Source organism: Pseudomonas sp. GW821-FHT09E04 (assembly GCF_059416185.1).
The window spans coordinates 998353-1022214 of sequence record NZ_JBWKOR010000002.1; the positions used below are offsets into that span (position 1 = coordinate 998353).

Genomic DNA, 23862 nt, shown 5'->3' on the forward strand with positions numbered 1-23862 from the left:
CATTATTGGCCGCTTAGATGCCGCGCGAGCCGCTCTTATCGAGCCCGGCCACCGTCTTCAGCATCTTCAAAATCACCAGCGCAAACGCACGGCTCTTGGTCTCGTTATCCAGTACCTCCAGCGACAGCTTCTCGTGGTCGGTCATGGCATCCAACACTGTATCGAGGACGCGCTTGGGGAAAAGACCGTGCATCACTTGCTCAACCGAGTGGTTGTTCACTTGAGCCATCACGTCTTCTTGGCGGCTGATGCGCTGGGCGATACCGGTGAGGAACTGCAGTTGGTCGTCGTCCCCCACCTCGGCACCGAAGATATCGTTCAGCGCCTCGATGATTTCCGACAGGAGCTTTTTCTCCGGGTCGTGGGGCTTACCGCTGCCTACATCGCTGCCGGGCTTGAGGGTGTATTCACCGTGTTCTTCGCTCAGCCGCAATTGATGCTCGGCGCGCTTGCTCAGGCGGTAGTGGCTCAGCTGCAGTTCGCCCACGTCCACGTCGTCTTGTTGCAGACGATCCACGCGTAGCAGCGGGTGTAGGTGCTTGGCGTACACACACAGCTGCTCTAGCTCGCGGTCCTCATAAGGCACGATCTGGGAGAGGAACTCGTACAGGCGCACAAAGCTCTGCAGGTTCTTGCGGAACAGGTCGAGCTGATCAACCTGCTCGCCAGCCTCTTTCAGCGCGTGCTCGGCCTTTTTCAGGCCGGCGCTGTCGCCGTTGGCTTCGGCGGTGCGCTTGTAATCCAGCGCCTGCTCGCGCGATTCGATCGAGAAAGCATAACGCTTGGCAAAGCGCTCTCTAGCCGGGGCGCAGTAGTAGCTGAGCTTGCTGGCCGCCGCCTTGGGGTCGAAGAAGGCCATGGCGAACGCTTCGACCTCCTGCCAGTGATAAATTCCCTCTGCATCCAGCGTCTTCTGCAGGTCATAAATGATCTGCGGATCAGTCACATCGGTCAGTTCGGCCTTGGTGTGGTAAGGCAAGAAGGCGTCAAGAATGTCCTGCGGCTCGTTGAAAAAGTCGAGGATGAAGGTTTGCTTGCTATCACCGAAAGTGCGGTTCAGCCGCGACAAGGTTTGTACACAGTCCACGCCTTGCAGCTTCTTGTCCACGTACATGGCGCACAGCTTGGGCTGATCGAAGCCGGTCTGGTACTTGTTAGCGGCGATCATCACGTTGAAGTCTTGGGTGTCGAAGGCGTCCGCCAAGTCCCGGCCATTGAGGCCAGCGTTGAGCAGGTTACTGTTTTCCGTCACTTCTTCGGGGATCACCTCATCCGGTAACACGCTACCGGAGAACGCCACCAGCGGGTGCACATCGCTGTAACCCATCTGCTGCACGTAAGCCTTCATCGCCAACTGGTAGCGCACGGCTTCCTGGCGGCTAGTAGTCACCACCATCGCCTTTGCCTGCCCCCCCAGCAGGCCACGGATATTGGCGCGGAAGTGCTCGACGATCACTTCGACCTTTTGGCTAATGTTGTACGGGTGCAGGCGCACCCAGCGTGCCAGCTTGATGCGCGCCTTTTTGCTGTCCACTTCGTCGTCTTCGCCATCCGGGTGGGCGATCTTCCAGGCGGTGCTGTAGGTGGTGTAGTTGCGCAGCACGTCGAGGATAAAACCTTCCTCAATAGCTTGGCGCATGGAGTACAGGTGAAACGCCTCCGGCTTATTGCTTGAGCTGGCTGGCAGCGTCGGGTCGGCCGGGCGCCCGAATAGCTCCAAGGTCTTGGCCTTGGGCGTGGCGGTAAAGGCGTAGTAGCTGATGCGCTCATTCGGTTGACGCGCCTGCACGGCGGCGTCGAGCAGCTCTTCGGCGCTGACTTCTTCCCCTTCCAGGGCATCGCTGCCAAGAATCTGCTTCAGCTTGCTGGCCGATGAGCCGGTTTGCGAGGAATGCGCCTCGTCGGCGATTACCGCATAGCGCCCGCTGGCGAGCTTGGGGTACTTATCCAGCGCGTCGAACAACGCCGGGAACGTCTGAATCGTGACGATGATGATGCGCGTCTGCTCGGCCAGTGCTTCGGCCAGTTGTTCGGATTTACTCTGGTTGCTGGTTTCACGATTGATCTGCTTGACCACGCCTTGGGCATGCTCGAACTGGTAGATGGTGTCCTGCAGCTGCTTATCCAACACGGTGCGGTCGGTAATCACGATCACCGAGTTGAACAACCGTTGGCCGGCATCGTCGTACAGCGAGGCCAGTTGATGCGCCGTCCAGGCGATGGAGTTGGACTTGCCCGAGCCGGCGCTGTGCTGGATCAAATAGCGCTTGCCCGGCCCTTCGGTGCGGGTGGTATCGATTAGCTTATTGACCACTTCCCATTGGTGATAACGCGGGAAGATCATCGTCTCCTTGGTCACCAGCGTTCCATCGAAGCTTTCACTGGTTTTCTTGTCCAAGTGCAGAAAGCGAACCAACACTTTTAGCCAAGCATCCGGCTGCAGCAGGCGTTGCCATAAGTAGCTAGTGGAGTATTGGCTGTCGTCCTCAGGTATCGGATTGCCCGCGCCGCCTTCCTCGCTGCCGAGATTAAACGGTAGGAAGAAGGTGTCTTTACCTGCCAGCTTGGTGGTCATCGCCACCTCGTTCTGACCTACGGCAAAGTGCACCAGCGCGCCGCGCTTGAAGGTCAGCAGCGGCTCGGGCTTGCGCGTGAGCGGGTCTTTGACCGGGCGGTCTTGGCGGTACTGGCGCTTGGCGTTTTCCACCGACTGCTTGAAGTCGCTTTTCAGCTCCAGCGTGGCGGTGGGGATGCCGTTGACGAACAGCACCAGATCCAGCCGTGGGTTGTAGCTTTGCCCACTGCTGCCAGCCTCACGCGCATGTGGCGAGTAGGACACCTCCGGCACCACGCGCAGGCGGTTGCATTGGTAGCGTTTGAGGGTGTCCGGGTTCATGCCGTGGTCGGGCTGGAAGCTGCACAGCTCCACCTTCACCGCCGGCAGCTTGAAGCCATGGCGCAGCACATCCAGGGTGCCGCTCTGCTCCAGCTCGCGCACCAGTTTTTGTACCAGCACATCGTCCGGGTTGTTCGGGTTGGCCTTGGCGAACTTGTCCCAACGCTCAGGCCAAGCGTCTTTGAAGTAGCCCAGCACGTCTTCGGTATACAGCGCGGTGCGCCGGTCGTAGCCGCTGGCGGTGCCGACTAGCCAGCCTTGGGCTGCCAAGGCGTGGATAATGTCTTGCTGAAACTGAGCTTCCTTGCTGTCCGCCATTACACGGCCTCTTCTGCTAATTCAGGGGACGGCGCGCTGACCGGTGACTGCCAGCCGCGTACGTCGATTTTGCCGGTGACTGCGGCGGAGATTAGGGCGGAGCGGCGTTCTTTTAAGAGCTCCATTGTGCGCCATGCTTCGCTAGACAATTGGCGTGCAGCTACGCACTGCAACTGAAGAAAATCAGCAATAAGTGCTTGCTCTTCAAGTGGAGGGAAAACGCCAACAACCTTTGTAAGATTTTGAATTGACAAGCGAGGCAAGCCCGCGCCTTTCACAAAACCGTCTACTTGCTGGGAAACTACCCAAGACTGGCACAGGAAGTCGAGATATGTTGCCAGTAATTCCTCTCTGTTGGGCCTGATAATAATCAGTGAAGACGCAACGACAAAATCTGGCGAATTTTCACCGACTACAATAGTCCGGCCTATAGTCCCATCCTTGCTAAATAGAACATCACCGGTCGCTGGCTGGCAGCCTGTTTTTACTAGGTACTCATAACTGGCAGCAGAAGTTCGAAGACAACCATCAAAGTCTATGCCTTCGTCTGATACATCTCTGGTGGAGACAAAGCAATAAACCCCGCTTTCCGTCTCAGGAGAAATATGTGCACCATCAGTAATCAGATCACACCGACGTTTAATTTGAGTGATTTCCCAATGTGCCGGTACCTCTCCCAGCCACTCCACACCGGAGTCTTTCCTCGGCACCGTTGGGTCGAGGCCTTTAGTGATGGCTTGGGAGATAACGGCTTGGCGCTTTTCCTTGAGCAGTTCAATCAAGCGCTGCTGCTCTTCTATCAGCGCGTCGATGCGCGCGGTTTCGTGGTCGAGGAAGAGAGCAATTTGGGTTTGCTCGGCTGTTGTAGGAAGCCAAGCAATACCACCGCGAAGAATTTCCTGAGTAACACTGAATACCTTGACCCCTTTTACGCCCATACGTAACTGGGTTCTGAATGCATATGACTCTAGGCAATAGGCAAGAAACCGTGAACTTACGTCCGAATCCAAGCTATAGATAATCGTGTGATAGCCCGCAAAAAGAGGCTCCAAGCCTGACACATGAGTGAAATTGCCGACGCCATCAAGGTCCTCCGAGGTATCGGCAAACACAAAATCGCCATAGCTAATACAAGATGATTGCTCTGTTTCCAGATACTCTGCAGGCACGCATTTTAGAGCCTGCATGTCCTGGTTCACCTCGAAAGGATACAAGGAGTGAACTTCACCATAGTTCAGACAAGGGATACCTGTATCAGTTAAATCTGCCTTTGTTATCGTCAACCCCTTTCTAAAGCGACCGAGATACCTGAGTGGTTTAACACCCCAATGTTCAGGTACAACCCCTAGCCACTCGACCCCAGAATCCCTGTAGTCCAAATACGCTGAAAACGTCATGCCGACAGCCCCTCAATCATCTGCTTGATACGGTCGGTGCATGCTTTCAGGTCGCTATCGATCTCGGCCAACGGGCGCGGTGGTTGAAACACATAGAAATGGCGGTTAAAGGGAATCTCGAAACCGACAATGCCGACCTCACTATCCTGCGCATCGGTTTTGCTCTCGTCGATCCAGGCATCCGGCACATGTGGAATAACTTCGCGCTGAAAGTAGTCGTACACCGATTCGCCCAGCGGCACATTCTCGTTGTCGCGCAGGCCAGCGTTTGCTTCCGGCTGCCCCTTGGTCATGCAGATATCCGCCTCAGGGTCGCGCTCGCTCAGGGCGCTCATCAGGGCTTTTAGCTCCGGCGTGCTGAGGCTGACGCTGTGCGCGGTGAGGGCTTTCTTTAGCAGCTTACTGAACTGCTCGCGATTGCGGTGCAGCACGCTGGCGTCCATCGCTTGCAGGGCAGCCAGCAGGTGCTGCTGAGCAGCGCTGTCGAGTTTCTGCAGGGCTTTTTCTTCCAGCACTTTAGCGATGCGTTCGGCGCTCGTTTGGAAGTTCAGGCGCAGCGGGCGTTCGACGGTGATGCGGCGGTAGCCAAAGGCGTCGATGGGGAAGATTTTGCTCTGTGCGGTTTGCTCGAAGCTGCCATACAGACGCACCAAATCGCTGATTTGATCCTCGGTGATGTATTGGCGTTTGCTGCCCAGCGACTTGCGCATTTTGGCGTAGTGCTGGCTGCCGTCGATCAACTGCACCTTGCCCTGGCGCGCAGCGGTCTTGTGGTTGCTGAGTATCCACACATAGGTGGCGATACCGGTGTTGTAGAACATGTCGGTCGGCAACGCGACGATGGCTTCGACCAGATCGTTCTGCAGCAGGTAGCGGCGAATCTCCGACTCACCCGAACCCGCCCCGCCGGTAAACATCGGCGAGCCGTTGAGGATGATGCCGATGCGCGAGCCACCGTCGCGTGGGTCACGCATCTTGCTGACCAAGTGCAGGAGGAACAGCAGCGAGCCATCGGACACACGCGGCAAGCCCGGCCCGAAGCGGCCGTTGAAGCCCTTCTCACTGTGCTCGTCGGCGATCTGCTTCTGTACCTTCTTCCACTCAACGCCAAACGGAGGGTTGCTGAGCATAAAGTCAAAGCGGTGTTCGGGACCGGACAATTGGTCGTAGGAAAGGGTATTGCCCAGCTTGATGCTGGTCACGTCCTGGCCCTTGATCAGCATGTCAGCCTTGCAGATGGCGAAAGACTCCGGATTGAGCTCTTGGCCATGCAGCGACACAGTGACTTTCTCGCTAATCGACTGGATGTATTCGTCGCCTTCGGAGAGGAAGCCGCCAGTGCCGGCAGTTGGGTCGTAGATGGTTACAATGTTGTTGGGCTTGAGCTTTTCGTCCTGCCCGGTGATCACCAGGGAGGTCGTCAGGTGCACGATATCGCGCGGAGTAAAGTGCTCCCCTGCGGTTTCGTTGGAGCTTTCGGCAAACTTGCGGATCAGCTCTTCGAAGATGATGCCCATGCCAAAGTTGCTGATGCGCTCAGGGCTTAGATCTGTCGCTGCAAATCGCTGGACCACCTGATACAGCAAGTCCGCCGAAGAGAGCTGTTGCACGAAGTCTTCAAAGTGGAAGTGCTCAAAGATCTCGCGTGCGTCCTTGCTGAAGGACTGCACATAGCTCATCACATCATCGGCAGTCTGAGTGTCGGACAGCGTACCCAAAGTCAGCTTGGAGGTATTGAAGAACTGCTGCCCGGCAGCCCGAAGCAACAGTCGTTCGCGCACCAGATCAGGCCGGCCTTCCTGCTCACATGACACACTGATCACCGTTTCCTTGGTGGGCTCCAGCACGCACTCCATCCGCCGTAACAGAGTGAACGGCAGGATGATACGACCGTACTGGGACTGCTTGAAGTCACCGCGCAGCAGGTCGGCAATCGACCAGAGAAAAGCGGCCGTCTGGGAATGGTTTTCCGTGTTCACTCAAAGATTCCTTGGAGTACAGGCAAAAAGGGGAGTTTAACTTTGCGGGCCGACCTAATGTTACGGCTTGGAACTCATGGGCGCCCTGAATGCCGCGCACATTAAGCCGCGGAGCGCCCAGTGCCAACACTGGATGTGCGAACAGGTAAACAATCCACTCAATTACCACTGGCGCGCCCGCCCTAGCTCGCAGGCTCTTGCGGATTAGCACGTTCGGAGAGGAGTGCATCTGTACCCATAATTGACATATCGACGAGCGGTGATACTTGGCAAATCGGACATCACTGCGCTTTCAGCACAGCCTCAAAGTCCGAAGCCTGAAGCTCCGAAGCACCACTCAACATATCTCGCGCCAACGCTCGTCGCTTACTCAGTAACTCATCCAGCGTCGCCTCAAATGTCGGCATCGCCGCATCGCGAACCGTTGGGTAGTACACATACACATCCTTCTGCTGCCCAATCCGAAAGGCCCGATCGGTCGCCTGATCTTCCTTTGCCGGGTTCCAGCAACGCGTGAAGTGAATGACGTGGTTGGCGGCCTGCACATTCACCCCGAACCCGACGGCGATAGTGGACAGGATGATGACGGCGAAACCTGGCAGCTCCTGAAATTGGTCGATCAGCCTCTGCCGGCTATTAGCGCTTTGACTGCTGGTACTGGTATCACCATTGATCACGGTCGTCCGAAAGCCAAAATGCTGCTGAATCGCGTGCTGCAACTCCCGCTGAATATCTCGCAATTCGGTAAAGACGATGACCTTATCGCCGTTGCCGGCTCTTTTGATGGACTCGAGCGTCTGCATCAACCACTGCAGCTTCGGCGAGTTGTCACGCAACCGCGTATCTGGCTGAACGCTGTAAGGATGGGCACAAATCAGCTTGAGCTTGTGCAGCAACCCAAGCATGCCGGAGGTCTTTTGATCGAGCTGTTCTTCGATCTGCTGCTTCTGGCTGTATGCCGATATTTCGGACAGGTACAGATTGCGTTGCAAAGCATGCATGCCAAGTGAACGACATGCTACGTCTTCGATTTTGGCCGGCAGGTCCTTGGCAATATCTTGCTTGGTTCGGCGCAAAGTCTGCGGATCGATAAGCCCACGCAGGCGCTCCAAGGCAATCGTGTCACGCTCCAACGCGGCTTCGATTGGGCGCTGATATTCACGACCGAACTGATTTAACCCCCCCAGAAAACCTGGCTGAATGAAATCGAACAGACACCAGAGATCGATCAGGGTGTTCTCGACAGGTGTACCGGTGCACGCCACTCGAAACCGTGCCGGGATGGCTTTGATCGCCTGAGTCACCAGTGCAGCAGGGTTCTTCAGCTTCTGAGCTTCGTCACACACGACGATGGACCATTGCTGGCGCGCCAGGGAAAACTCCTGGTCACGCAGTGTCTCGTAAGTCGTCAAAACGATTCTGGCATCGCCCATCCAACCTGGGCGCAACAGATTCTTGATGCCTTTGGTTTTCAAGTCCGCAGGGATTTCTTCTTTCTTGAACTTCACTGCACTCAAGGCTGGGCCATACAGCTTCAACACAGGCAGCGCGTCAGCAAAGAAGAACCGGTGAAGCTCACGCTCCCAGTTATCGAGCAATGAGACCGGAGCGACGATCAGTGTTGGCTGATCCTGTGGGTACTGCTCCAGGTACCAGACCAGAAAGGTGAGCAGTTGGATCGTTTTCCCAAGTCCCATGTCATCAGCGAGCAAGCAACCCGACACGTCCGTGGGGGACAAGCGGAACAAATGCTGCAACCACGCCACGCCTTGAAGCTGATGCTCGCGCAGGACAACCTCAGGCTTGAGCAAGACAGGCAACTCTGGCGTTGCATCCAAAGCGGCGCGTAACACTGCTTGACGCACTTGAACGTAGGTCGGCTCATCAATGTTGTGGCCGATTTGCAGTACGGCGCGCCCAACTTTTTCCAGTTGCTCGCCCTGACCGTTCTCGACAGGTGCGATCTTCTTCGACCAAGCATCAAACAGTTGCTCGGCAGCGGCAATCGAGAGTGGCGTCTCGGACTCTGGCAAAAAGACCGTTTCATCACCGGCCGCTTGAGCTTCGTCCAGCCTCTGCTCAAACGCTTCAAATTGAGTGCGGTCAGAAGGATCCCAACGCCCAAGGATGTCTGCATCGATGCCAAGCGCCGCTACATCCTTCGGCAACCAGTTCTCGGTCGCCTCTTTGACCAGGAAAGGCGAAGTAATTCTTTCCGCTTCTCCAATGCCAGTTACACGGTCGCCGTAGAGAGACAGATCTAGGACCGAGTCAAACTCAATACCGGCGGCTTCGTTTTGCCAACGTTTAAGCAGGTCATTGATGCCTGCCAACTGGCGCAAATCAAAATCGCTGAGTTCGAGTTCATAGCCCTGCCAGAAGCCAGCAGGCATGCCCGCGGCCAGCTTCAGTTGCAGCTGATGAACAAGCGGCGCGAGCTCATGGGCGGCTTTGAACTCAACCTCGATGGGGGCTTGCGGGGTTGGCGAGATCGGTTCGAGCGTGAGTTTTACCTGCTCGATGCGCTGCCCTGCTTCATCAAGCTCGGGCTCCAGATGAAAGCGGTGAAAGAAAATACCAGCCTCGGCGAGCTCGTCTTCATATGTCTCGGCATCCAGCACGTGCGCGGCACTTTCACCGAGTGTGCTGTAGGGGTTACGGACGAATGAAAGGGCATTGTCGCCAGCGACCCGACGTCCGGGCAACGAGCGCACGTAGTCCAATATTGATTTGACTTCAGGCTCAATCAGGACGTGGGTCAGCGATCCATCATCACCAGTTACCCGATATCGGTCCTGAACCTGCTTGGCACCATCAAAACTCTCAAGCCAGTTGTCCGGCTGGCCTTCGAAGCTTGGTTGCAGCTCGATAACCGGTGTGTCGCCCAGGGTCGACTTTCGCGGGTTAAGTCGAAGCTTTTCGGGTTTGATGACGACGGTCTTGTCCAGAAAGCCATCCATGCCAGCGCCAGCCTTGCGCGCCAGCTTCCTGATGCTGGCCCAGCCGATCTGGTTGGTCACCTCACCTGGCTCAATTTGCTGTGCCAGGTAAAGCTGTCGTACTGCACCGGTCAGCTTCCAGGAAGCCTCAGGCAGAATCTCCGTGTTTCCCTGATACTGAACGATGGCCCCCGTTCGCTGCACCTGCACATTGGCATTGGACTGCGGATCTCGCCAGCCATTGATAGAGACTTTGAAATCATCAGAGGCAAGGCTGCCCTGACTGCTCAATTGAGGGATGAGGGCTGTCTGTGGCGGCAATCCCAGTAGCGGCAGGCTTGTTACGTGCTCTGGCTCATCCAGCAGCCGGTAGAGCTCATCCCATGTCAGCAGCCAGCGATCACTCAGTTGGGAGACGAACTCCTCTTCTTCCAGCTGATCAAGATAACTCGCCAACGACCAGGATTCCGTGCTCTCCGCCAGGCTTAGGGGATAACAGATGCCCTGCTCCTCAATGGAAAAATCCGGCTCAAAATTTTCTACCGCCGAATTCGGCTGCAGGCCAATGCCTTTGAGGAAACGCTTGAGCATTACTGCCTCCAGAACCGTAGTGGCTGGTTATTGACGGGCCTGAAGCCCAGGCGTTGCAGCGCAGTTACGGCGGCCAGGTCATGGTCATCAAGCTGGACCTGAATTGCTCCGCCGCGCTCGCGCTGATCATAGACCTTGTGTTTGACCGACTTCAGGGCGTCACGGACTTGTTCTTCTAAAGGCAATGGTTTGGCTGAACCTGCTGCTGCGGTCTGGCTCTGCACACGGATACCTAATTGCTCTAGGGCATAATCGAATTTGCTGAGCCAGCCCTCTATGCGATTCGGGCGGCTAGGTGCAGGCGAATGCCGCATTCGATCCAGTGCACGGTTAGGCTGCTTCAGCTCACTCGCCAATTCGAGTTGTAACTTGTCTGGATTGAAAGGCGACTTGTCTGCTTCATACACATAGCAGGCATTACCCGTGCCGGAGAACTCCACAAAAAAGTAGTTCCCGATCTGCATGATGACGGCGTTGTTGTGACCGGGACCGCCTACCAGCCGGCTAAGGCGCCCTTTGTTCTTCTCTCGGAAGTGGACGAAGTCTCGTCCGCTGTCATGCCAGGCATCCGACCCCATGACAATCCGGGTATAATTCATCTGATTGGCAAAACGTAGCCAATAATGCAGACGTGATTGATCGACCTCTGCTTCGCCTTTGAGCAGATTGAAGAAGTGCTCCAGGTCCTCCTTCGCAAACCACGCCACGACCATCGCACAGACATCTTTTTCAACATACTGCAGCCAGCTATTTTGCCTCGAGCGGATCTGTGGGCTGCCCCAATTGTCGAGCGCGAGCTGTTTGAGCAGCGACGATGGCTTCTCTCGATAAGCTGCCAAGTGGTAACGCGACAGGCATGCACTCAGAATGTCGTTCATGTACCGTGAGTGCTGCCGGCCAATGTCGACCAGGTCGGCCAAGCGCTCAGAAAACTCGGCATCATCCAGCATGAAAATTCGAGAAATCAGTACGCTGAAGATCTTGCGCCATAGCCAACTGTTGTCAGGGATCTGCGCAATCGTCTGCAATGCCGAAAGGTCGCTGATCTCGCCCTTGAACATCTGGTCACCCAGCTTGGCACCTGCCTGCTCGGAGAAAAGCTCCTGATGTTGCTGAACGATCTGCACCCACTCCTTCTCGCGCTTCTGCTGGTCCCTGACGCATTCGAAACCTAGCTGAACGTCTTCGCGCAACAGACACCAATTGGCGTTCTGAGCAGGCGTAGCGGCGTCATACCCAAAGTAGCTGAAACACAGCGCCAGCCAATCCCGGCGGTTCAGCCTTCGCCTTTCAATACGCTGATGGACTTCTTCGTGCACCCGGGCGTAAAGCTGCTCATCGTCCAGTATCGGCCCGACTCGCTCACTCTTGTCTGAAAGGCCGGCGAACACCAAGCGCCATTCCGAGGCGTTGAGTGGCAGTACATCGCGAAACTTGCGTATCGCAGCACGACGCTTTTCTTCGGGTGGCGGCAAAGCCTTTTCAGCGCGCTCGAATCGCTCGTAAAGATCGACTCCAGCAGCTGCCAGACGGGGGAATCGCTCCAACAGTTCAGGAGCCTGCCCCGTGCGATGTGCTGACAGACTGTGGCTAATTGCGGCGGAAAGCCTCGCGATTGAGCTGGTCATCGATTCATCGCCAACTGACATTTTTCCAGATCAGTGTTAGAGAAGACCGGCACATCTGGCTTGAGATTGCCTTCCTTCTCCTTTAAGCCAAAGAACTGCATACGCAATTCCACTCGCCGGCTTTCTTCCTTGGTGTCCTTGGCATTGTTGAAGGACACTCCACCCGCCAGAAACATCGATCTGATCTGCTGTTGGTGCTCAGGCGACAAACCGACCTGGAGCGGGCTGCGACTATCGAGAAGGCTGCACATCACCCACTCCGAACGCTGCAAAGAAAGGTGCAAGTTGTAAAGGTAGGAACCGTCAGTGTCGGTCGATCCCTCGATCACAACCTGTTTGAACCACTTACGCCCCTCTTCACTGTTAGCCGCGTCCAGAATCATCGGCACGACCTCCTGAAGCGCCGATTGTCCATCGTTGCTCAGCGCATACTGGTTATGCCCAAAGCGGCCAGCATCACCGAAGCTGATCCGGTTGTCCTTGCAGTCTACGACGATGGTCTTGCTGGCAGTCTTCGCCTTGAGGCTGAGGTGCTCGCAAATCTGACTGATGTCCTTGCTACGCTGCTTCTCCCCCTGTTCCGCCTGGTTGATACGCTGCGTCACAGAACTCAACGCCGCCACCATGACCACGAGAAACAGAATCATCATTGCGGTCATCAAATCAGCGAAAGAGATCCAGAAAGGCTTCTCTCCCTCGTCTTTTGAACGGGCAGCCGAAGGCATTTGTTTACCAAACATCGACTAGCCTCCGTTACCGCTTGATGCGTTCCATGATGTCGCCGAAGTCTTCTAGACTTTCCTTGACCCCTTCCACTCCGCCAGCAAGGCTCTTGACTGCTTTATCGAGCTCGGTATCAAGACTTCCCAGGGTTTGTCTCAATACCCGATCCATGCCATCACCAAACTCCTTGAAGCCGTTACCCAGCACACCACTGATGTTTTCGAGGTATTCATACACTTCACGGTTAAGTGCCTGCATCCGCTCGCTCTGAACCTTCAGGTCCTGGAGATATTGGCTGCGACCGCTGGCTTCCCCTTCGGCACTGGCAACCACCCCTTCGATGACCGCGAGCGTTTTCGCTAACGCTTCACGATTGTTCCGGTAGTCCGCGACAACGGTATTCAGCTCACGCGACGCCTGTGCAAGTTCAGCCCCTGCGCCCTGAACTGTCCCCATCAGTCCCGCAGTCGACTCACTGGCTCGCGCAACGCTTTGTCCAGCAGTTTCAAACCGTTCAGCCGCCGCCCGCATCTTGTCCGCCCCCATCTGCATACTATGCAGATGCTGCTCTGTCTGGGCACTCAACGCATTGACGGTGTCCTGGGCCGATTTCTGTTGCTCGGAAACTGTTTGCAGCAACGCCTTGACCTGCTCATCGAGGCCACCAACCAGGTCGCGGGTACCTTGGTGCAGATCAGCCTGTGCGGCACGGGTGGATTGATCCATCTGCTGCTGACCATGCTCCAGTTGCTTGAAGACTGCCGAGAGCTGCTCACCCAGCACCTCAACGGAGCCCGCAATCTTGGCCATGGTTTCCTGTTGGCCTTGGCCGATGCTCTGTTTGATCGACTCGACAAAAGCCTGGAGATTCTCAGCCATTGCCTGTTGGCGAGCCTCGCTTTGAGCGAACAGCTTCTCCAATTGATCAGCCATTCGAGCGCCAGCCCCTTCCCCTTCGTTGCCGATACGGGCAACCGAAGCCTGAAGATTGGCGAGCATTTCGTTCATTCCCGCTTGCATGGAGTTTTGTCCGGCCTGCATGTCGGACAGAAGCTGGGCAATCATGGTCGCACTACTTTGATTCGATGATTCGCTAGCCGACCGCATATCCTGAATCAGCGTCGAGAAACCTTGCTGCATCGATTGCATGGCAGTAACCGACTGGCCCATCAACTCGTGCAGGCCATTGAACTGTTGGCCGAACGTACCTTCAAGCTTGTTCATGAAAGCAACCAGTACATCCTGAAGCAGGTTCTGTACCTGCCCGGACTGATCGCCACTGGCGGCTTGCACCGCCCCCGCGATAGCTTCAAGCGGCGACTTGAGGCTGTTCTCGATTGCGCCGCTCACCTGATCGGCCAACAGCTGCCCAGAGTCACGGTACGTCGTCGACAAGGTATCTGCCAATTTGAGGCTTTCACGGACCTGAGTATCAACGAGGTTCTGCAACATTTCCCGCAGATCGGTAACCAGGCTGTCCTTCAACTGACGGGTTTGTACCGAGCTTTCAGCGCTTGATCGCACCAGCTCGGCCAGGTATTCCTCACCGACACCACTGTCAAAAAGCCCGTCGATTGTTTCATTGAATGCCTCAAGCAGCTTGTAGCAGTGCCCCAAGCGCCACTTTTCAGTAAGAGTGACGGCGATAGAGGCCATGATTGAAATGAAAGAGCCGATGAAAGCGAACAGCACATCTTTCAACAGCTTATCGACGCTGGCGTTAACCTGCTCAGGCGTGCTCGGGTCAAAGTGCTGAAGACCTAGCATCAAGCCGAAGAAAGTTCCGACAATCCCGATACCGGTCAGGATACCAGGCAGGTGTTTGTAGAATTCGGTCCCCAGCGGGGTATCAACCACACTTTGCGGTGAGAAGAAGTGTGCAGCACCGGCGGTGGCTCGCGATCGGACGAGTACCTGTTCACCCTCCTTGAGCTCGAACTGATCGTGTAGCGTTTCAGCATACTCGCGCCAGGAATGATCCAGTCTGCTGCCACTGAGCAGACGCTCCAGCTCAGCGCGCCGGAGAGGTGGAGCGAGAGTTTTCACGTTCCGCAAGCTAACAGTCAAACGTTTCAGCTGGGCACTAAGCTTGAATGACCTGCAGAAGTAACGAACAAAATACCAAGCGCAAAGAATGGAAACGAGACCAACAACCATTGTGGGTGCGATCAGCTGCTCAGAGCTTGCTGCACCCCATAGGTGCAACAACGTCGAAAAATCCATACCTTCCGCCTTCAATTAAGCATTTTTGATTTTCAGCAAGGCCGCATTGCCAGCAGTGATGCGCCAATGACCAATCCAGTTGGATCAATGACAGCACCTTGCCAGGCGTACGTTTCGGGGGTGCCACAAACTCGGAGTGAGTGGGCGTATTATGTGCAACCAAGAACCTTCCGTGGCCAAATGCTGGAGGATAATATCCTTATGACATCACCTTAGCCTGAGCCGTAACTGTCGTAAAGCTGAAAGCTGAACCCTAGTTTCGGCATCCTGAAGCGAAGCGATTTTTCAAGTTTACCTACTTAGCCTAGAGAGCAGCCGCCGAGGCGCATCTGATCGTGGTGAAAAAACTCAGGCAAGTGCAGCGCAGGCTGATGACCGACTGTGCCGCTAGTTCAACACGCCGATACCCTAGGACATTTCCCTCAACACGCGTCGACTTCCATGAACTAGCCCCCCCCCGCCCCACCCGGTTACCCTCCATATTCGCTACACACAGGTGAACGGCACTGACTCGCCGAAGCGCAAGGATCACCCCTCACATGGAGCCCGGTCATGAAAAAAGACACCCCCGATCCATCCGAAAATTCCCCGGTTGCCGAGTCCAAAACGATCTCGACTTCCGATCACCCCATTACTGTTTCCCGCAGGCGCAACTCCCGGCTCCTCCCGGTCGATCAGATCTTGAGCGTGCGTCCCGACGTCGACCTGATCACGCTGTTGACCCACGCCAGCCAGAATCTCGCGGCGCTCAATATGATGGCGCATGATCTCGTCCATCGACCGGATGAGGTGCAACGTGCGCGGATTGTCGCGATGCACCAATTGGCGGGGTTGGCGGAGATGCTGGTCAGCAGCGCCTTGAGCAAGCTAGATCCATTGCAGCAGGCGGCCGATTCGAAGCCAGTCCTCTGCCACTGACCCTCTTGAAAGAGCCGAAATCAGCAGAGCTAGCGTCGTGAGCGAAGGTGCAGCGAGATGAATTTTTCTTCACAGCCCCTTCACCATCAAACCTGTAAAGTCCGCTCGCTCATTCAAGAAACTACGGTTCGCCCGCTCTCCTGCGGGCTTTTTTTTGCCCCGGATTTGGCGGCGAAGCGATACACATACGTGTCCTGAACGCCGTGTTGCTCCGAATGCCGGGCCTGAGGATGAACCCTGATCAACGCGAAGCCAGCCGCTACTGCCAGGTGCTGACTGCGCAGGTTGGCGGAAGACGTAGTCAGGTAAAACGTGGCATCGGGAAATCGGCCCAGCACTTGAGTCAGCGCGGCACGCAGATAACCCTTTCCCGAGTGTTCAGTGTTGGCCCAATAACCAACGACGTAACGATGACGCCCCCGCGGTTTCAAGCCAATACAACCGATGATCGCCGCCCCGTCGGCAGCAACGATGAAAAACCTGCGCTCACCGGTTTCGCTGTCAAACTCATCACGAGCCTTGTGCAAGAACTCCAGCGCCTGCTCCTCGGTGGTATGCGCACGGGCCCAGGACAAAAACTCCGAATGCTCCGGGTAACTGACGTTCAGCGCTCGCTGAAACGCAAGGTTCAACGTCGGATCCGGGGATCTGACACGCAGTGACTCGCCCCCCGCCATTAACGCAAACTCCATCGCATCCTCCCTGAAAACGCCTTCGCGCACGACAAGCCAATACCTGACTGTGCAGCGAACGCCGCAAATTTATAGAACGAGTCAAACCACCCGCGATTTGTATTTTCCTGCCTACCGCGCAATTCTGTTGATCAATCCCGAGACCCGGAGCGTCCGATGCCGCTGTTGACCCTGCCCTGCCAACGCCTGACGCTCGCGGTACTCGACCCGGATCAGGCGCCTCTGGAAAGCGATTTCTATCAACGCAACCTGCGCCATCTCGCCCCGTGGTCACCGATTCGTACCACCGATTATTTCTCCACCGAACAGATTCGCCGACGCCTTGAAGTGCAGGCCAGCGCTTTCGATGCCGGGCTGGCCGTGCACCTCGCGCTGCTGACTCCGGATGGCCAGCAGATGATCGGCGCGTGCAATTTCAGCGGGATCATTCGTGGTGCGTTCCAGGCGTGTTATCTGGGTTATCACATCGATGCAGCCCATCAGGGCCAGGGTCTGATGCAGGAAGCGCTGGAATCCGCCATCGCCTACATGTTCGAGGCCCAGAACCTGCACCGGATCATGGCCAACTACATTCCCGGCAACGAACGCAGTGCACGGTTGCTGGAACGGCTGGGTTTCGAGCGCGAGGGTTATGCCAAGGCTTACCTGAACATTGCCGGGCGCTGGCAGGATCATGTGCTGACGGCGCTGGTCAATCCGGCATTCGAAGCACCGGATCAGCGCTGGTCGCGGCGTCTTGCGTGAGTTTCACAATTTGTTAAGCATTGGCGAAGTATGCTCACGCCTCTCGCCCCTTCCGGTTATCTGAAACCTATGTCGTCGCGTGCCGCCACTTCACTGTTCCTGCTTGCCGCCCTGCTGTTTTTCTTCGCGCTGGGTAACCATCAATTGCAAGGCTCCACCGAGGCCCGCGTCGCCGGCATCGCCATGGAGATGCACCTGGACGATGACTGGGTGACGCCCCGTCTGTTCGGCGAACCGTTTCTGGAAAAACCGCCGCTGAGTCTGTGGCTGGACGCCGGCGCCATGCGCGTGTTCGGTGTTTCTCCGTGGGCGGTGCGGCTGGCGTCGGCGGTGGCCGGCCTGCTCAGCGTGATGATCCTGTACGGCATGTTGCGGCGCTTCGAACGGCCGAAAGCGATCGCGTGGACAGCGGGCATTCTGCTGGCGACCATGGCCAGTTACTGGAGCAACGTGCGCGGGGTCGGCGAGGATGCGTTGCTCGCACTCGGCGTAACCATGGCGCTGCTGGCGTTCTTCCAAGCGCAACGAGCATCGACGATAGGCAATTCGCTGCTGTTTGCCGTCGGAATTGCCATCGCCACGTTGAGTAAAGGTGTACTCGGACTGGCGATGCCGGGGGTGGTGATATTCGCTTATCTGCTGGCCGACAACCTGATGGACAAGCGCTTCAAACTGACCGAGTGGTTGCGTCCCGGTTTGCTGACAGCGCTCGGGCTGATTCCGCTGCTGATCTGGCTCGCGGTGCTCTATCAGCATGGCGGCGTCCAGGCAGTCAGAGAAGTCTTGCTGACCAACAGCGTCGGGCGTTTCAGCGGATCCTTCGTCGAAGCCGGGCACTATGAGCCGTTTTACTACTACATCGCCAAACTGCCCGAAGCGTTCCTGCCCTGGAACATTCTGGTGTATCTGGGGCTGTGGCACTTCCGTAAACAATTGAAGGCCAATCGTTACCTGCTGTTTTTCAGCCTGTGGATCGTTGCGCAGTTCATCATGCTGACCCTGGCGTCGAGTAAACGCACGGTGTACCTGATGTCGATGACGCCAGCGGCGGCGGTGATCGCGGCGGAATATGCAGCCGTACTGTTCGAGAGGCTGAAGGACCGTAACAGCGGGTTTGTCGGACGGATCGCACGTCATCGTCAGACAATCGCGGCCGGCTTACTGACGGTTGTGATCGCCAGCTATCTCGGCGCCGCGCAATGGGCCCTGCCCAACGCGGACAAGGAATTGTCGTTCCTGCCACTGACCGAACACATCCAGTCGCTGCAAGCCAGCGGCCATCAGGTCGCGCTGTTCCAGGCCAACGAACGGGTCGGCGGCGCCAGCGTGTTCTACACCCAGAGCGTCCTCAAGGGGCTGGATACCGATGCGCAATTGAAGGATTTCCTCAGCGCCTCGCCTTCTAACATCGCGGTGATGTCAGGGGACAGCGAGCCCGCCGCCCCGCTGAAAGTCCTCAAGACCATGATGGTCGGGCGCCAGGCGTACTACTTCGTAGGCTATTAATGCCGTGACGCACAAACGAAAAACCCGCCGATGATGGCGGGTTTTTCATTTCAGTGACGACGCTTCAGAGAGAAACCTCAGGCTGTGTACTGAACACCTGTCGCTCACGCTTGCTCAACACCGGCAACTCCAGACGCGCCCGCCCATAAAACGCCAGAGCCGTCAGCAAACAGGCCAGCCAGACGAAGATCCCGGCCCAGAACGTGTGGGACATGTAGTGCCAGCCTTGCAGGACGCGTGTGGTGCCGTAGACGAAACCGAGCAACAGCGATCCCCACAACAAGGCGCTGGAGAAGCGCCACTGATAACGACGCGCGACAAAATACAGCGCCAGCATGGTGAACCCGCCGGACGCATGCCCACCCGGCCAGCAACGACCGTCACCGGCTTCATGGAACAGCTGGAAATTGCTGTACCACTCGATGTGAGCCATTTTGCCGCCGTACAGCGTCGTCTCGATCGGGCAGTAAACGCTGGTGTGGGCCTTGAGGAAGTGAATCACCCCGGTACACACCGCGAAGGCCACCACCACAAACAGAAAATCCCGGCGATGGTCAGCGGTAAAACGCAGCACCGGAGCCACTTTGCTGCGCTCCAGAAACCCGGCTAGGCCCGGGCGCTTCTGCGGATTGACCAACGGCCAGACCACCGACAGCATCGCGCCGATCAGGGCGATTTCAGCGGTCCAGTTCGGAATGATGCGAGCCCACTTGTGGGTCAGCTTTTCAAAGAAGTGAATCTTGTCGAGCGGGAAGGTATTCGTCAGCGGATCGAACAGCAGGTTGCTGAAGGCGATGTCGATGTTCGTCATGTCGAACATCAGGAACACCACCGCCGCACAAAACAGCGGGATGCCGAAGTTGTAAGCGTAAAAGCGAGAAGTCATCGGGTGGTCACCGTACGCCAGTCAGAGGCCTCGATGAAGCCGAGCATCTTTGGAGCCGCCAGGCTGGCAGCGGAAACGAACAGCGAAGAACCATAACCGAGGGTCGAGGCCGGCACCTTGAGGTCTTTTTCCAGCTGCGCCATGCATTCGCTGTGGGTGACCAGGATCAGGTTACGCCCCGGGACCTTGTGCGCCAGCGCGTCCTGCAACATGCGGCCCTTGCAGCTGATTAACCAGTCCTCACCGGTCGTCGCCCGGTTGAACATGTAACCGGCGGTCTGCACGGTGCGGGTCATCGGGCTGTTATAGATATCGGCATTGTTCAGGCCCAGGCGCTCGAATTGCGCACCGACGGCGACCGCGACACTGCGCGAACGATCGGTGATGCCGTCATTGCCGCTCAGGCACGGCGCCGGGGAGTGATCGCAGCGTTCGACATGGCGCACCAGCACGATCATGTCGCCCTTGGCCCAACCGGTCGCCAACGCCTGTGCGCCGGCCACATTGCCGTGGGCGAGGTCAGGCACCGCCGCCGGGGCGAGCAGCCACAGGGTCAGCGGAATTACCAGTGCCGACACGGCCAGAACAACCCCGGCGTTTCGAAAGCGGGCCAAACCACTCAGATCGATCGAGCGTTTGACGCCGAACAGACTCAGTCTCAATTCCACAAAAATTCGCCTCGCCAGCCTATATCACTGTCATTTGATGCGGCGAAGGTACAGACGCCCCCGTGGGCAGCCAGTGAAAGTCATGTGAAAAAAGTCTTGGGATCCTTTGTTACAAATTCCGTCGGACAAAATCCTTTCAGCTCCAGGATTTGCGGCCGATACAGTCCTGCTAACACCCTTGCTGGCTCAAAAAAACAACAATCTTCCAGCCTAACCGACGATCAAGAAGCACAACGTTTCTGGAGGAATTGTGATGAATAGCTGGTTCGGCAACATCAGCGTGAACCTCAAACTGGGGCTGGGATTCGGTCTCGTCCTGGCCCTGACCTGCATTCTGGCCCTGACGGGCTGGACCAGCCTGGGCGGCCTGATTGACCGCAGCAACTGGATGAGCGACATCACCCAGCTCAACTCTGGCCTGACCAAGCTGCGCGTGGTGCGCCTGCAATACATGCTGACCAACGGCGACGAAACCGCCGCGCAGAACGTGCAGACCACCCTCGACGGTTTCGCTGCGCAACAGCAAGCGCTGATCGGCAAATTCAAGAGCCCGGAAAACGTCAAGTTGCTCAAGGCGCAGGCGGCGACCATCGCCGAATACCAGACGTCCCTGAACAAAATGCGCAACGCCTACCGCACCGGTAACACGGCGCGCGACACCATGAGCGTCAATGCCGAGACCGCGTACGACCTGATCGAATCGATCAGCACCCGCGTCCAGCAGATGGCCATGAGTGAACAGCGTTTCGAGCAGTTCCAGGCCATTACCGCCGCCAAGGAAGCCTTCATCCTGGCGCGCTACGAAGTGCGCGGTTACACCGCCACCACCAACGCCGAAACCGAGCAGAAAGCCGTCGGTCAGCTGGACGTGGCCATTGCCAGCCTCAAGCAACTGAACGCGCATTTCGCCGACACCCAGCAAGACACCCTGCGTCAGCTGGAAACCGCGCTGACCAACTACCGCAGCGCGTTGCAGGCTTACAAGAATGCCAACACCGATGCGGTGCAGGCACGCAAGGAAATGACCGATCAGGGCGCCACCATCGTGACCCTGAGCGAGCAGATGTATCAGATCCAGCTCGACCGTCGTGACATGGAAAGCGCTCAGGCCCGCACCCTGCAACTGATCAGTACCCTGCTGGCGTTGCTGGTGGGCGTCATCGCTGCCTTCATCATCACCCGTCAGATCACCCGTCCGTTGCAGGAAACCATGGCCGTGGTGGAGCGCATCGCCAGCGGCGACCTGAGCCACAACGTGATCGTCACCCGCCGCGACGAACTCGGCGTGCTGCAACAAGGCATCGCGCGCATGGGCGTGACCCTGCGCGACCTGATCAGCGGCATCCGCGACGGCGTGACCCAGATCGCCAGCGCCGCCGAAGAGCTGTCGGCCGTCACCGAGCAAACCAGCGCCGGCGTCAACAGCCAGAAGATCGAGACCGATCAGGTCGCCACCGCCATGCACGAGATGACTGCCACCGTGCAGGAAGTCGCGCGCAACGCCGAAGAAGCCTCGCAAGCCGCAGCCGCCGCTGACGGCGAAGCCCGCGAGGGTGACAAAGTGGTTAACGAAGCCATCGCCCAGATCGAGCGTCTGGCCAGCGAAGTGGTGCGTTCCACCGAAGCCATGAGCGTGCTGCAACAGGAAAGCGACAAGATCGGCAGCGTCATGGACGTGATCAAGGCCGTGGCCGAACAGACCAACCTGCTGGCCCTCAACGCCGCCATCGAAGCCGCGCGTGCCGGTGAAGCCGGTCGTGGTTTTGCCGTGGTCGCCGACGAAGTCCGTGGCCTGGCCCAGCGCACCCAGAAATCCACCGAAGAAATCGAAGGCCTGGTGGCCGGTCTGCAGAACGGCACGCAACAGGTTTCCGCCGTGATGAACAACAGCCGCGCCCTGACCGACAGCAGCGTCGCCCTGACCCGCAAGGCCGGCTCGTCCCTGGAAAACATCACCCGCACGGTGTCGAATATCCAGTCGATGAACCAGCAGATCGCCGCAGCCGCCGAACAGCAAAGCGCCGTGGCCGAAGAAATCAGCCGCAGCATCATCAACGTCCGCGACGTGTCGGAACAGACTGCTGCGGCGAGTGACGAGACCGCCAAGTCCAGCGTTGAACTGGCGCGGTTGGGTGGGCAGTTGCAGCAGATGGTTAGCCATTTCCGCGTGTAAACCCTGCACACGAAAGCCGATGTACAAAGAAGGGCAGCTGAAAAGCTGCCCTTCTTTTTTATCCTGAAATTGCCATCTTCAAGATTTGAATGAAGCGTTTTGACCTGCCTGATCCAAAAACCACCCAACCAAATTCCCAGTGAGGTGAGGGAAGGAAAGGCAGCTAAGTAAAATCACTCACCGCGTCCCCCGCTGCCGCAACGCCGACGGCATGAAATACGAATCCTCCGGCACCGGTTGCGAGAAGTCGACGGTCGAGGCCTCTTCGTTATCCAGGTTCTGCACGTAGTACCGACGGGCCTGCAAGTCGTGGAAGACGTCGAGTGCGCTCCAGGTGGTGGGCAGGTCGTAGAAGTTTTTCAGGTAGGCCATCGACACGCGCCACAGCTCCCCTCGCCCGTCGTATTGATCCACCAGCGCGGCGCCCCAGCTGTCTTCGTCGAGGAACAGCACGCGTTTGGAGTAGATATGCCGTGCACCTGGTTTGAGTGTGCCTTCGACCACCCAGACCCGGTGCAGCTCGTAGCGGGTGTATTGCGGGTTGAGGTGGCCGGGGGTGAGCAGTTGGGCGTATTTCACGTCGGGGCTGCCGACTTTGTAGTTGTTGTAGGGAATGTAGATCTCTTGCTTGCCCTTGAGCTTCCAGTCGAAGCGGTCCGGCGAGCCGTTGAACAGGTCGGTGTCGTCTGCGGTGCGCAGGCCATCGGAGGAGGCGATCGGCGTGTCGTAGGCGAGGTTCGGTGCGCGGCGGACGCGGCGTTGGCCGGCGTCGTAGATCCAGGCCTGACGGGCGTCTTTGAGCTGGTCCAGTGTCTCGTGCACCAACGCTGCACCACCGGCGAGGCGGGCCGGGCTTTTCACGAAGGCGAGGTAGTAGAACAGGATGTTTTTCAGGTCGGCGAATTGACCGCCCGGGCGGTAGTAATTGAAGAAGCCCTCTTGCTGCGAGGTCACCAGCGCGAAGCTGCCGTTGCGCTGCACAGGTGCTTCGGAGGCGCGGCGGACCACGTAGATGCCGCGATAGCGAGTGATGTGATTCCACAGCACTTCGACACCATCCTTGGGTACCGGGAACGGTACGCCGCCATAGGCATCGGCGAACCCGCTGCCGCCCTCCAGCAACTTGGCCGAGGTCGCATTCTTCAGGGTGTTGTCATACAGCCACTGCGGCGCCGAACCGGATCGGCGCGAGGGATAGACCGGCATCTGGAAGGTGTCGGGGTAGCTGTTGAACAGCGCGATCTGGCCGGGGCTGAGGTGCGCCTTGTACTGGTCGAGATTGGCCTTGGTGATGGTGAACAGCGGTTTGTCCGCCGCGTACGGATCGGGGTGATGCTGGCCGGGCTTGTAGCCGGCCGGCGCCTGGGTGATGCCGCCAGTCCAGGCCGGGATGGTGCCGGCAGCGTTGCCGGCACGCTCGGCGCCCATGGGGGTCAACGAGGTTTTCAGTTGTTCGGCTTGCTGGGGCGAGATGGCGGCCAGCGTACTTGCAGCGGTCAAACTCAAAAGCAACGCCAGTGTGGTCTTGGTCAGTCGTGATGCAGGAAACATGTTCGTTCTCCGAATTCAAAAACCTGTGAG

General features: G+C 57.4%; 15 protein-coding genes and 1 pseudogene. 5 read left to right on the forward strand and 11 right to left on the reverse strand.

Annotated features, from left to right (window positions below; translation table 11 throughout):
- Positions 1-13: 13 nt before the first annotated feature.
- The 7 genes from AC07N4_RS11030 to zorA1 form a co-directional block, all read right to left on the reverse strand.
- Positions 14-3214, reverse strand: a complete 3201-nt coding sequence (locus AC07N4_RS11030; protein ID WP_493065243.1) for a type I restriction endonuclease subunit R — start codon at positions 3212-3214, stop codon at positions 14-16.
- Positions 3214-4611 (reverse strand): restriction endonuclease subunit S, encoded by a 1398-nt coding sequence (locus tag AC07N4_RS11035; protein ID WP_493065242.1) that lies wholly within the window; start codon positions 4609-4611, stop codon positions 3214-3216. Before AC07N4_RS11035 ends, AC07N4_RS11030 begins: the two co-directional genes overlap by 1 nt.
- Positions 4608-6590: a type I restriction-modification system subunit M gene (locus AC07N4_RS11040; protein ID WP_493065241.1), complete on the reverse strand. Its 1983-nt coding sequence runs from the start codon at positions 6588-6590 to the stop codon at positions 4608-4610. The genes AC07N4_RS11035 and AC07N4_RS11040 overlap by 4 nt, the downstream gene beginning before the upstream one ends.
- Positions 6591-6871: 281 nt before the next feature.
- On the reverse strand, positions 6872-10120 hold the full coding sequence (gene zorD / locus AC07N4_RS11045; RefSeq protein WP_493065240.1) for a type I Zorya anti-phage system protein ZorD: 3249 nt from the start codon (positions 10118-10120) through the stop codon (positions 6872-6874).
- Positions 10120-11748 carry a type I Zorya anti-phage system protein ZorC gene (zorC, locus tag AC07N4_RS11050; RefSeq protein WP_493065239.1) on the reverse strand — a complete coding sequence of 543 codons (1629 nt, stop codon included), beginning with the start codon at positions 11746-11748 and terminating at the stop codon, positions 10120-10122. Before zorC ends, zorD begins: the two co-directional genes overlap by 1 nt.
- Positions 11745-12488 carry a type I Zorya anti-phage system protein ZorB1 gene (zorB1, locus tag AC07N4_RS11055; protein ID WP_493065238.1) on the reverse strand — a complete coding sequence of 248 codons (744 nt, stop codon included), beginning with the start codon at positions 12486-12488 and terminating at the stop codon, positions 11745-11747. Before zorB1 ends, zorC begins: the two co-directional genes overlap by 4 nt.
- A 13-nt stretch (positions 12489-12501) precedes the next feature.
- Positions 12502-14694 carry a type I Zorya anti-phage system protein ZorA1 gene (zorA1, locus tag AC07N4_RS11060; protein ID WP_493065237.1) on the reverse strand — a complete coding sequence of 731 codons (2193 nt, stop codon included), beginning with the start codon at positions 14692-14694 and terminating at the stop codon, positions 12502-12504.
- Between the two features lie 552 nt (positions 14695-15246).
- Here zorA1 and AC07N4_RS11065 point away from each other — a divergent pair.
- On the forward strand, positions 15247-15612 hold the full coding sequence (locus AC07N4_RS11065) for a DUF6124 family protein (RefSeq protein ID WP_493065236.1): 366 nt from the start codon (positions 15247-15249) through the stop codon (positions 15610-15612).
- A 113-nt stretch (positions 15613-15725) separates the two neighbouring features.
- On the opposite strand, the gene AC07N4_RS11070 is transcribed toward AC07N4_RS11065, so the two are convergent.
- Entirely contained in the window at positions 15726-16304 is a 579-nt protein-coding gene (locus AC07N4_RS11070; RefSeq protein ID WP_493065533.1) for a GNAT family N-acetyltransferase, read from the reverse strand.
- Positions 16305-16460: 156 nt separating this feature from the next.
- Here AC07N4_RS11070 and rimJ point away from each other — a divergent pair, with 156 nt between their 5' ends.
- Together rimJ and AC07N4_RS11080 are read left to right on the forward strand one after the other, a co-directional pair.
- Positions 16461-17048, forward strand: a complete 588-nt coding sequence (gene rimJ, locus AC07N4_RS11075) for a ribosomal protein S5-alanine N-acetyltransferase (protein ID WP_493065235.1) — start codon at positions 16461-16463, stop codon at positions 17046-17048.
- A gap of 30 nt (positions 17049-17078) precedes the next feature.
- Entirely contained in the window at positions 17079-18554 is a 1476-nt protein-coding gene (locus AC07N4_RS11080; protein ID WP_493065234.1) for an ArnT family glycosyltransferase, read from the forward strand.
- Between the two features lie 64 nt (positions 18555-18618).
- Here the strand turns inward: AC07N4_RS11080 and AC07N4_RS11085 are convergent, their stop codons facing one another.
- A complete protein-coding gene (locus AC07N4_RS11085) occupies positions 18619-19440 on the reverse strand; it encodes a phosphatase PAP2 family protein (protein ID WP_493065233.1) in 822 nt (273 codons plus the stop codon).
- Positions 19437-20108 (reverse strand): lipopolysaccharide core heptose(II)-phosphate phosphatase PmrG, encoded by a 672-nt coding sequence (pmrG, locus tag AC07N4_RS11090; protein ID WP_273538895.1) that lies wholly within the window; start codon positions 20106-20108, stop codon positions 19437-19439. Before pmrG ends, AC07N4_RS11085 begins: the two co-directional genes overlap by 4 nt.
- A gap of 388 nt (positions 20109-20496) precedes the next feature.
- Between pmrG and AC07N4_RS11095 the strand changes: the two are divergent.
- Both AC07N4_RS11095 and AC07N4_RS11100 read left to right on the forward strand, forming a co-directional pair.
- Positions 20497-21375 (forward strand): annotated as a pseudogene (locus AC07N4_RS11095) (methyl-accepting chemotaxis protein); the annotation flags it as partial.
- Positions 21376-21576: 201 nt separating this feature from the next.
- Positions 21577-22281, forward strand: coding sequence for a methyl-accepting chemotaxis protein (locus tag AC07N4_RS11100; protein WP_404943081.1), 705 nt, complete (start codon positions 21577-21579; stop codon positions 22279-22281).
- 177 nt (positions 22282-22458) lie between these two features.
- Here AC07N4_RS11100 and AC07N4_RS11105 read toward each other — a convergent pair whose 3' ends face one another.
- Positions 22459-23832, reverse strand: coding sequence for a DUF1329 domain-containing protein (locus tag AC07N4_RS11105; RefSeq protein ID WP_192559727.1), 1374 nt, complete (start codon positions 23830-23832; stop codon positions 22459-22461).
- Positions 23833-23862: the final 30 nt, after the last annotated feature.

Bases quoted from the DNA above. Each gene is read 5' to 3' on its own strand.
- AC07N4_RS11030 (WP_493065243.1), bottom strand. From the start codon at position 3,214: ATGGCGGACAGCAAGGAAGCTCAGTTTCAGCAAGACATTATCCACGCC.
- AC07N4_RS11035 (WP_493065242.1), bottom strand. From the start codon at position 4,611: ATGACGTTTTCAGCGTATTTGGACTACAGGGATTCTGGGGTCGAGTGG.
- zorD (WP_493065240.1), bottom strand. From the start codon at position 10,120: ATGCTCAAGCGTTTCCTCAAAGGCATTGGCCTGCAGCCGAATTCGGCG.
- zorC (WP_493065239.1), bottom strand. From the start codon at position 11,748: ATGACCAGCTCAATCGCGAGGCTTTCCGCCGCAATTAGCCACAGTCTG.
- zorB1 (WP_493065238.1), bottom strand. From the start codon at position 12,488: ATGTTTGGTAAACAAATGCCTTCGGCTGCCCGTTCAAAAGACGAGGGA.
- zorA1 (WP_493065237.1), bottom strand. From the start codon at position 14,694: ATGGATTTTTCGACGTTGTTGCACCTATGGGGTGCAGCAAGCTCTGAG.
- AC07N4_RS11065 (WP_493065236.1), top strand. From the start codon at position 15,247: ATGAAAAAAGACACCCCCGATCCATCCGAAAATTCCCCGGTTGCCGAG.
- AC07N4_RS11070 (WP_493065533.1), bottom strand. From the start codon at position 16,304: ATGGAGTTTGCGTTAATGGCGGGGGGCGAGTCACTGCGTGTCAGATCC.
- rimJ (WP_493065235.1), top strand. From the start codon at position 16,461: ATGCCGCTGTTGACCCTGCCCTGCCAACGCCTGACGCTCGCGGTACTC.
- AC07N4_RS11080 (WP_493065234.1), top strand. From the start codon at position 17,079: ATGCTCACGCCTCTCGCCCCTTCCGGTTATCTGAAACCTATGTCGTCG.
- AC07N4_RS11085 (WP_493065233.1), bottom strand. From the start codon at position 19,440: ATGACTTCTCGCTTTTACGCTTACAACTTCGGCATCCCGCTGTTTTGT.
- AC07N4_RS11100 (WP_404943081.1), top strand. From the start codon at position 21,577: ATGACTGCCACCGTGCAGGAAGTCGCGCGCAACGCCGAAGAAGCCTCG.
- AC07N4_RS11105 (WP_192559727.1), bottom strand. From the start codon at position 23,832: ATGTTTCCTGCATCACGACTGACCAAGACCACACTGGCGTTGCTTTTG.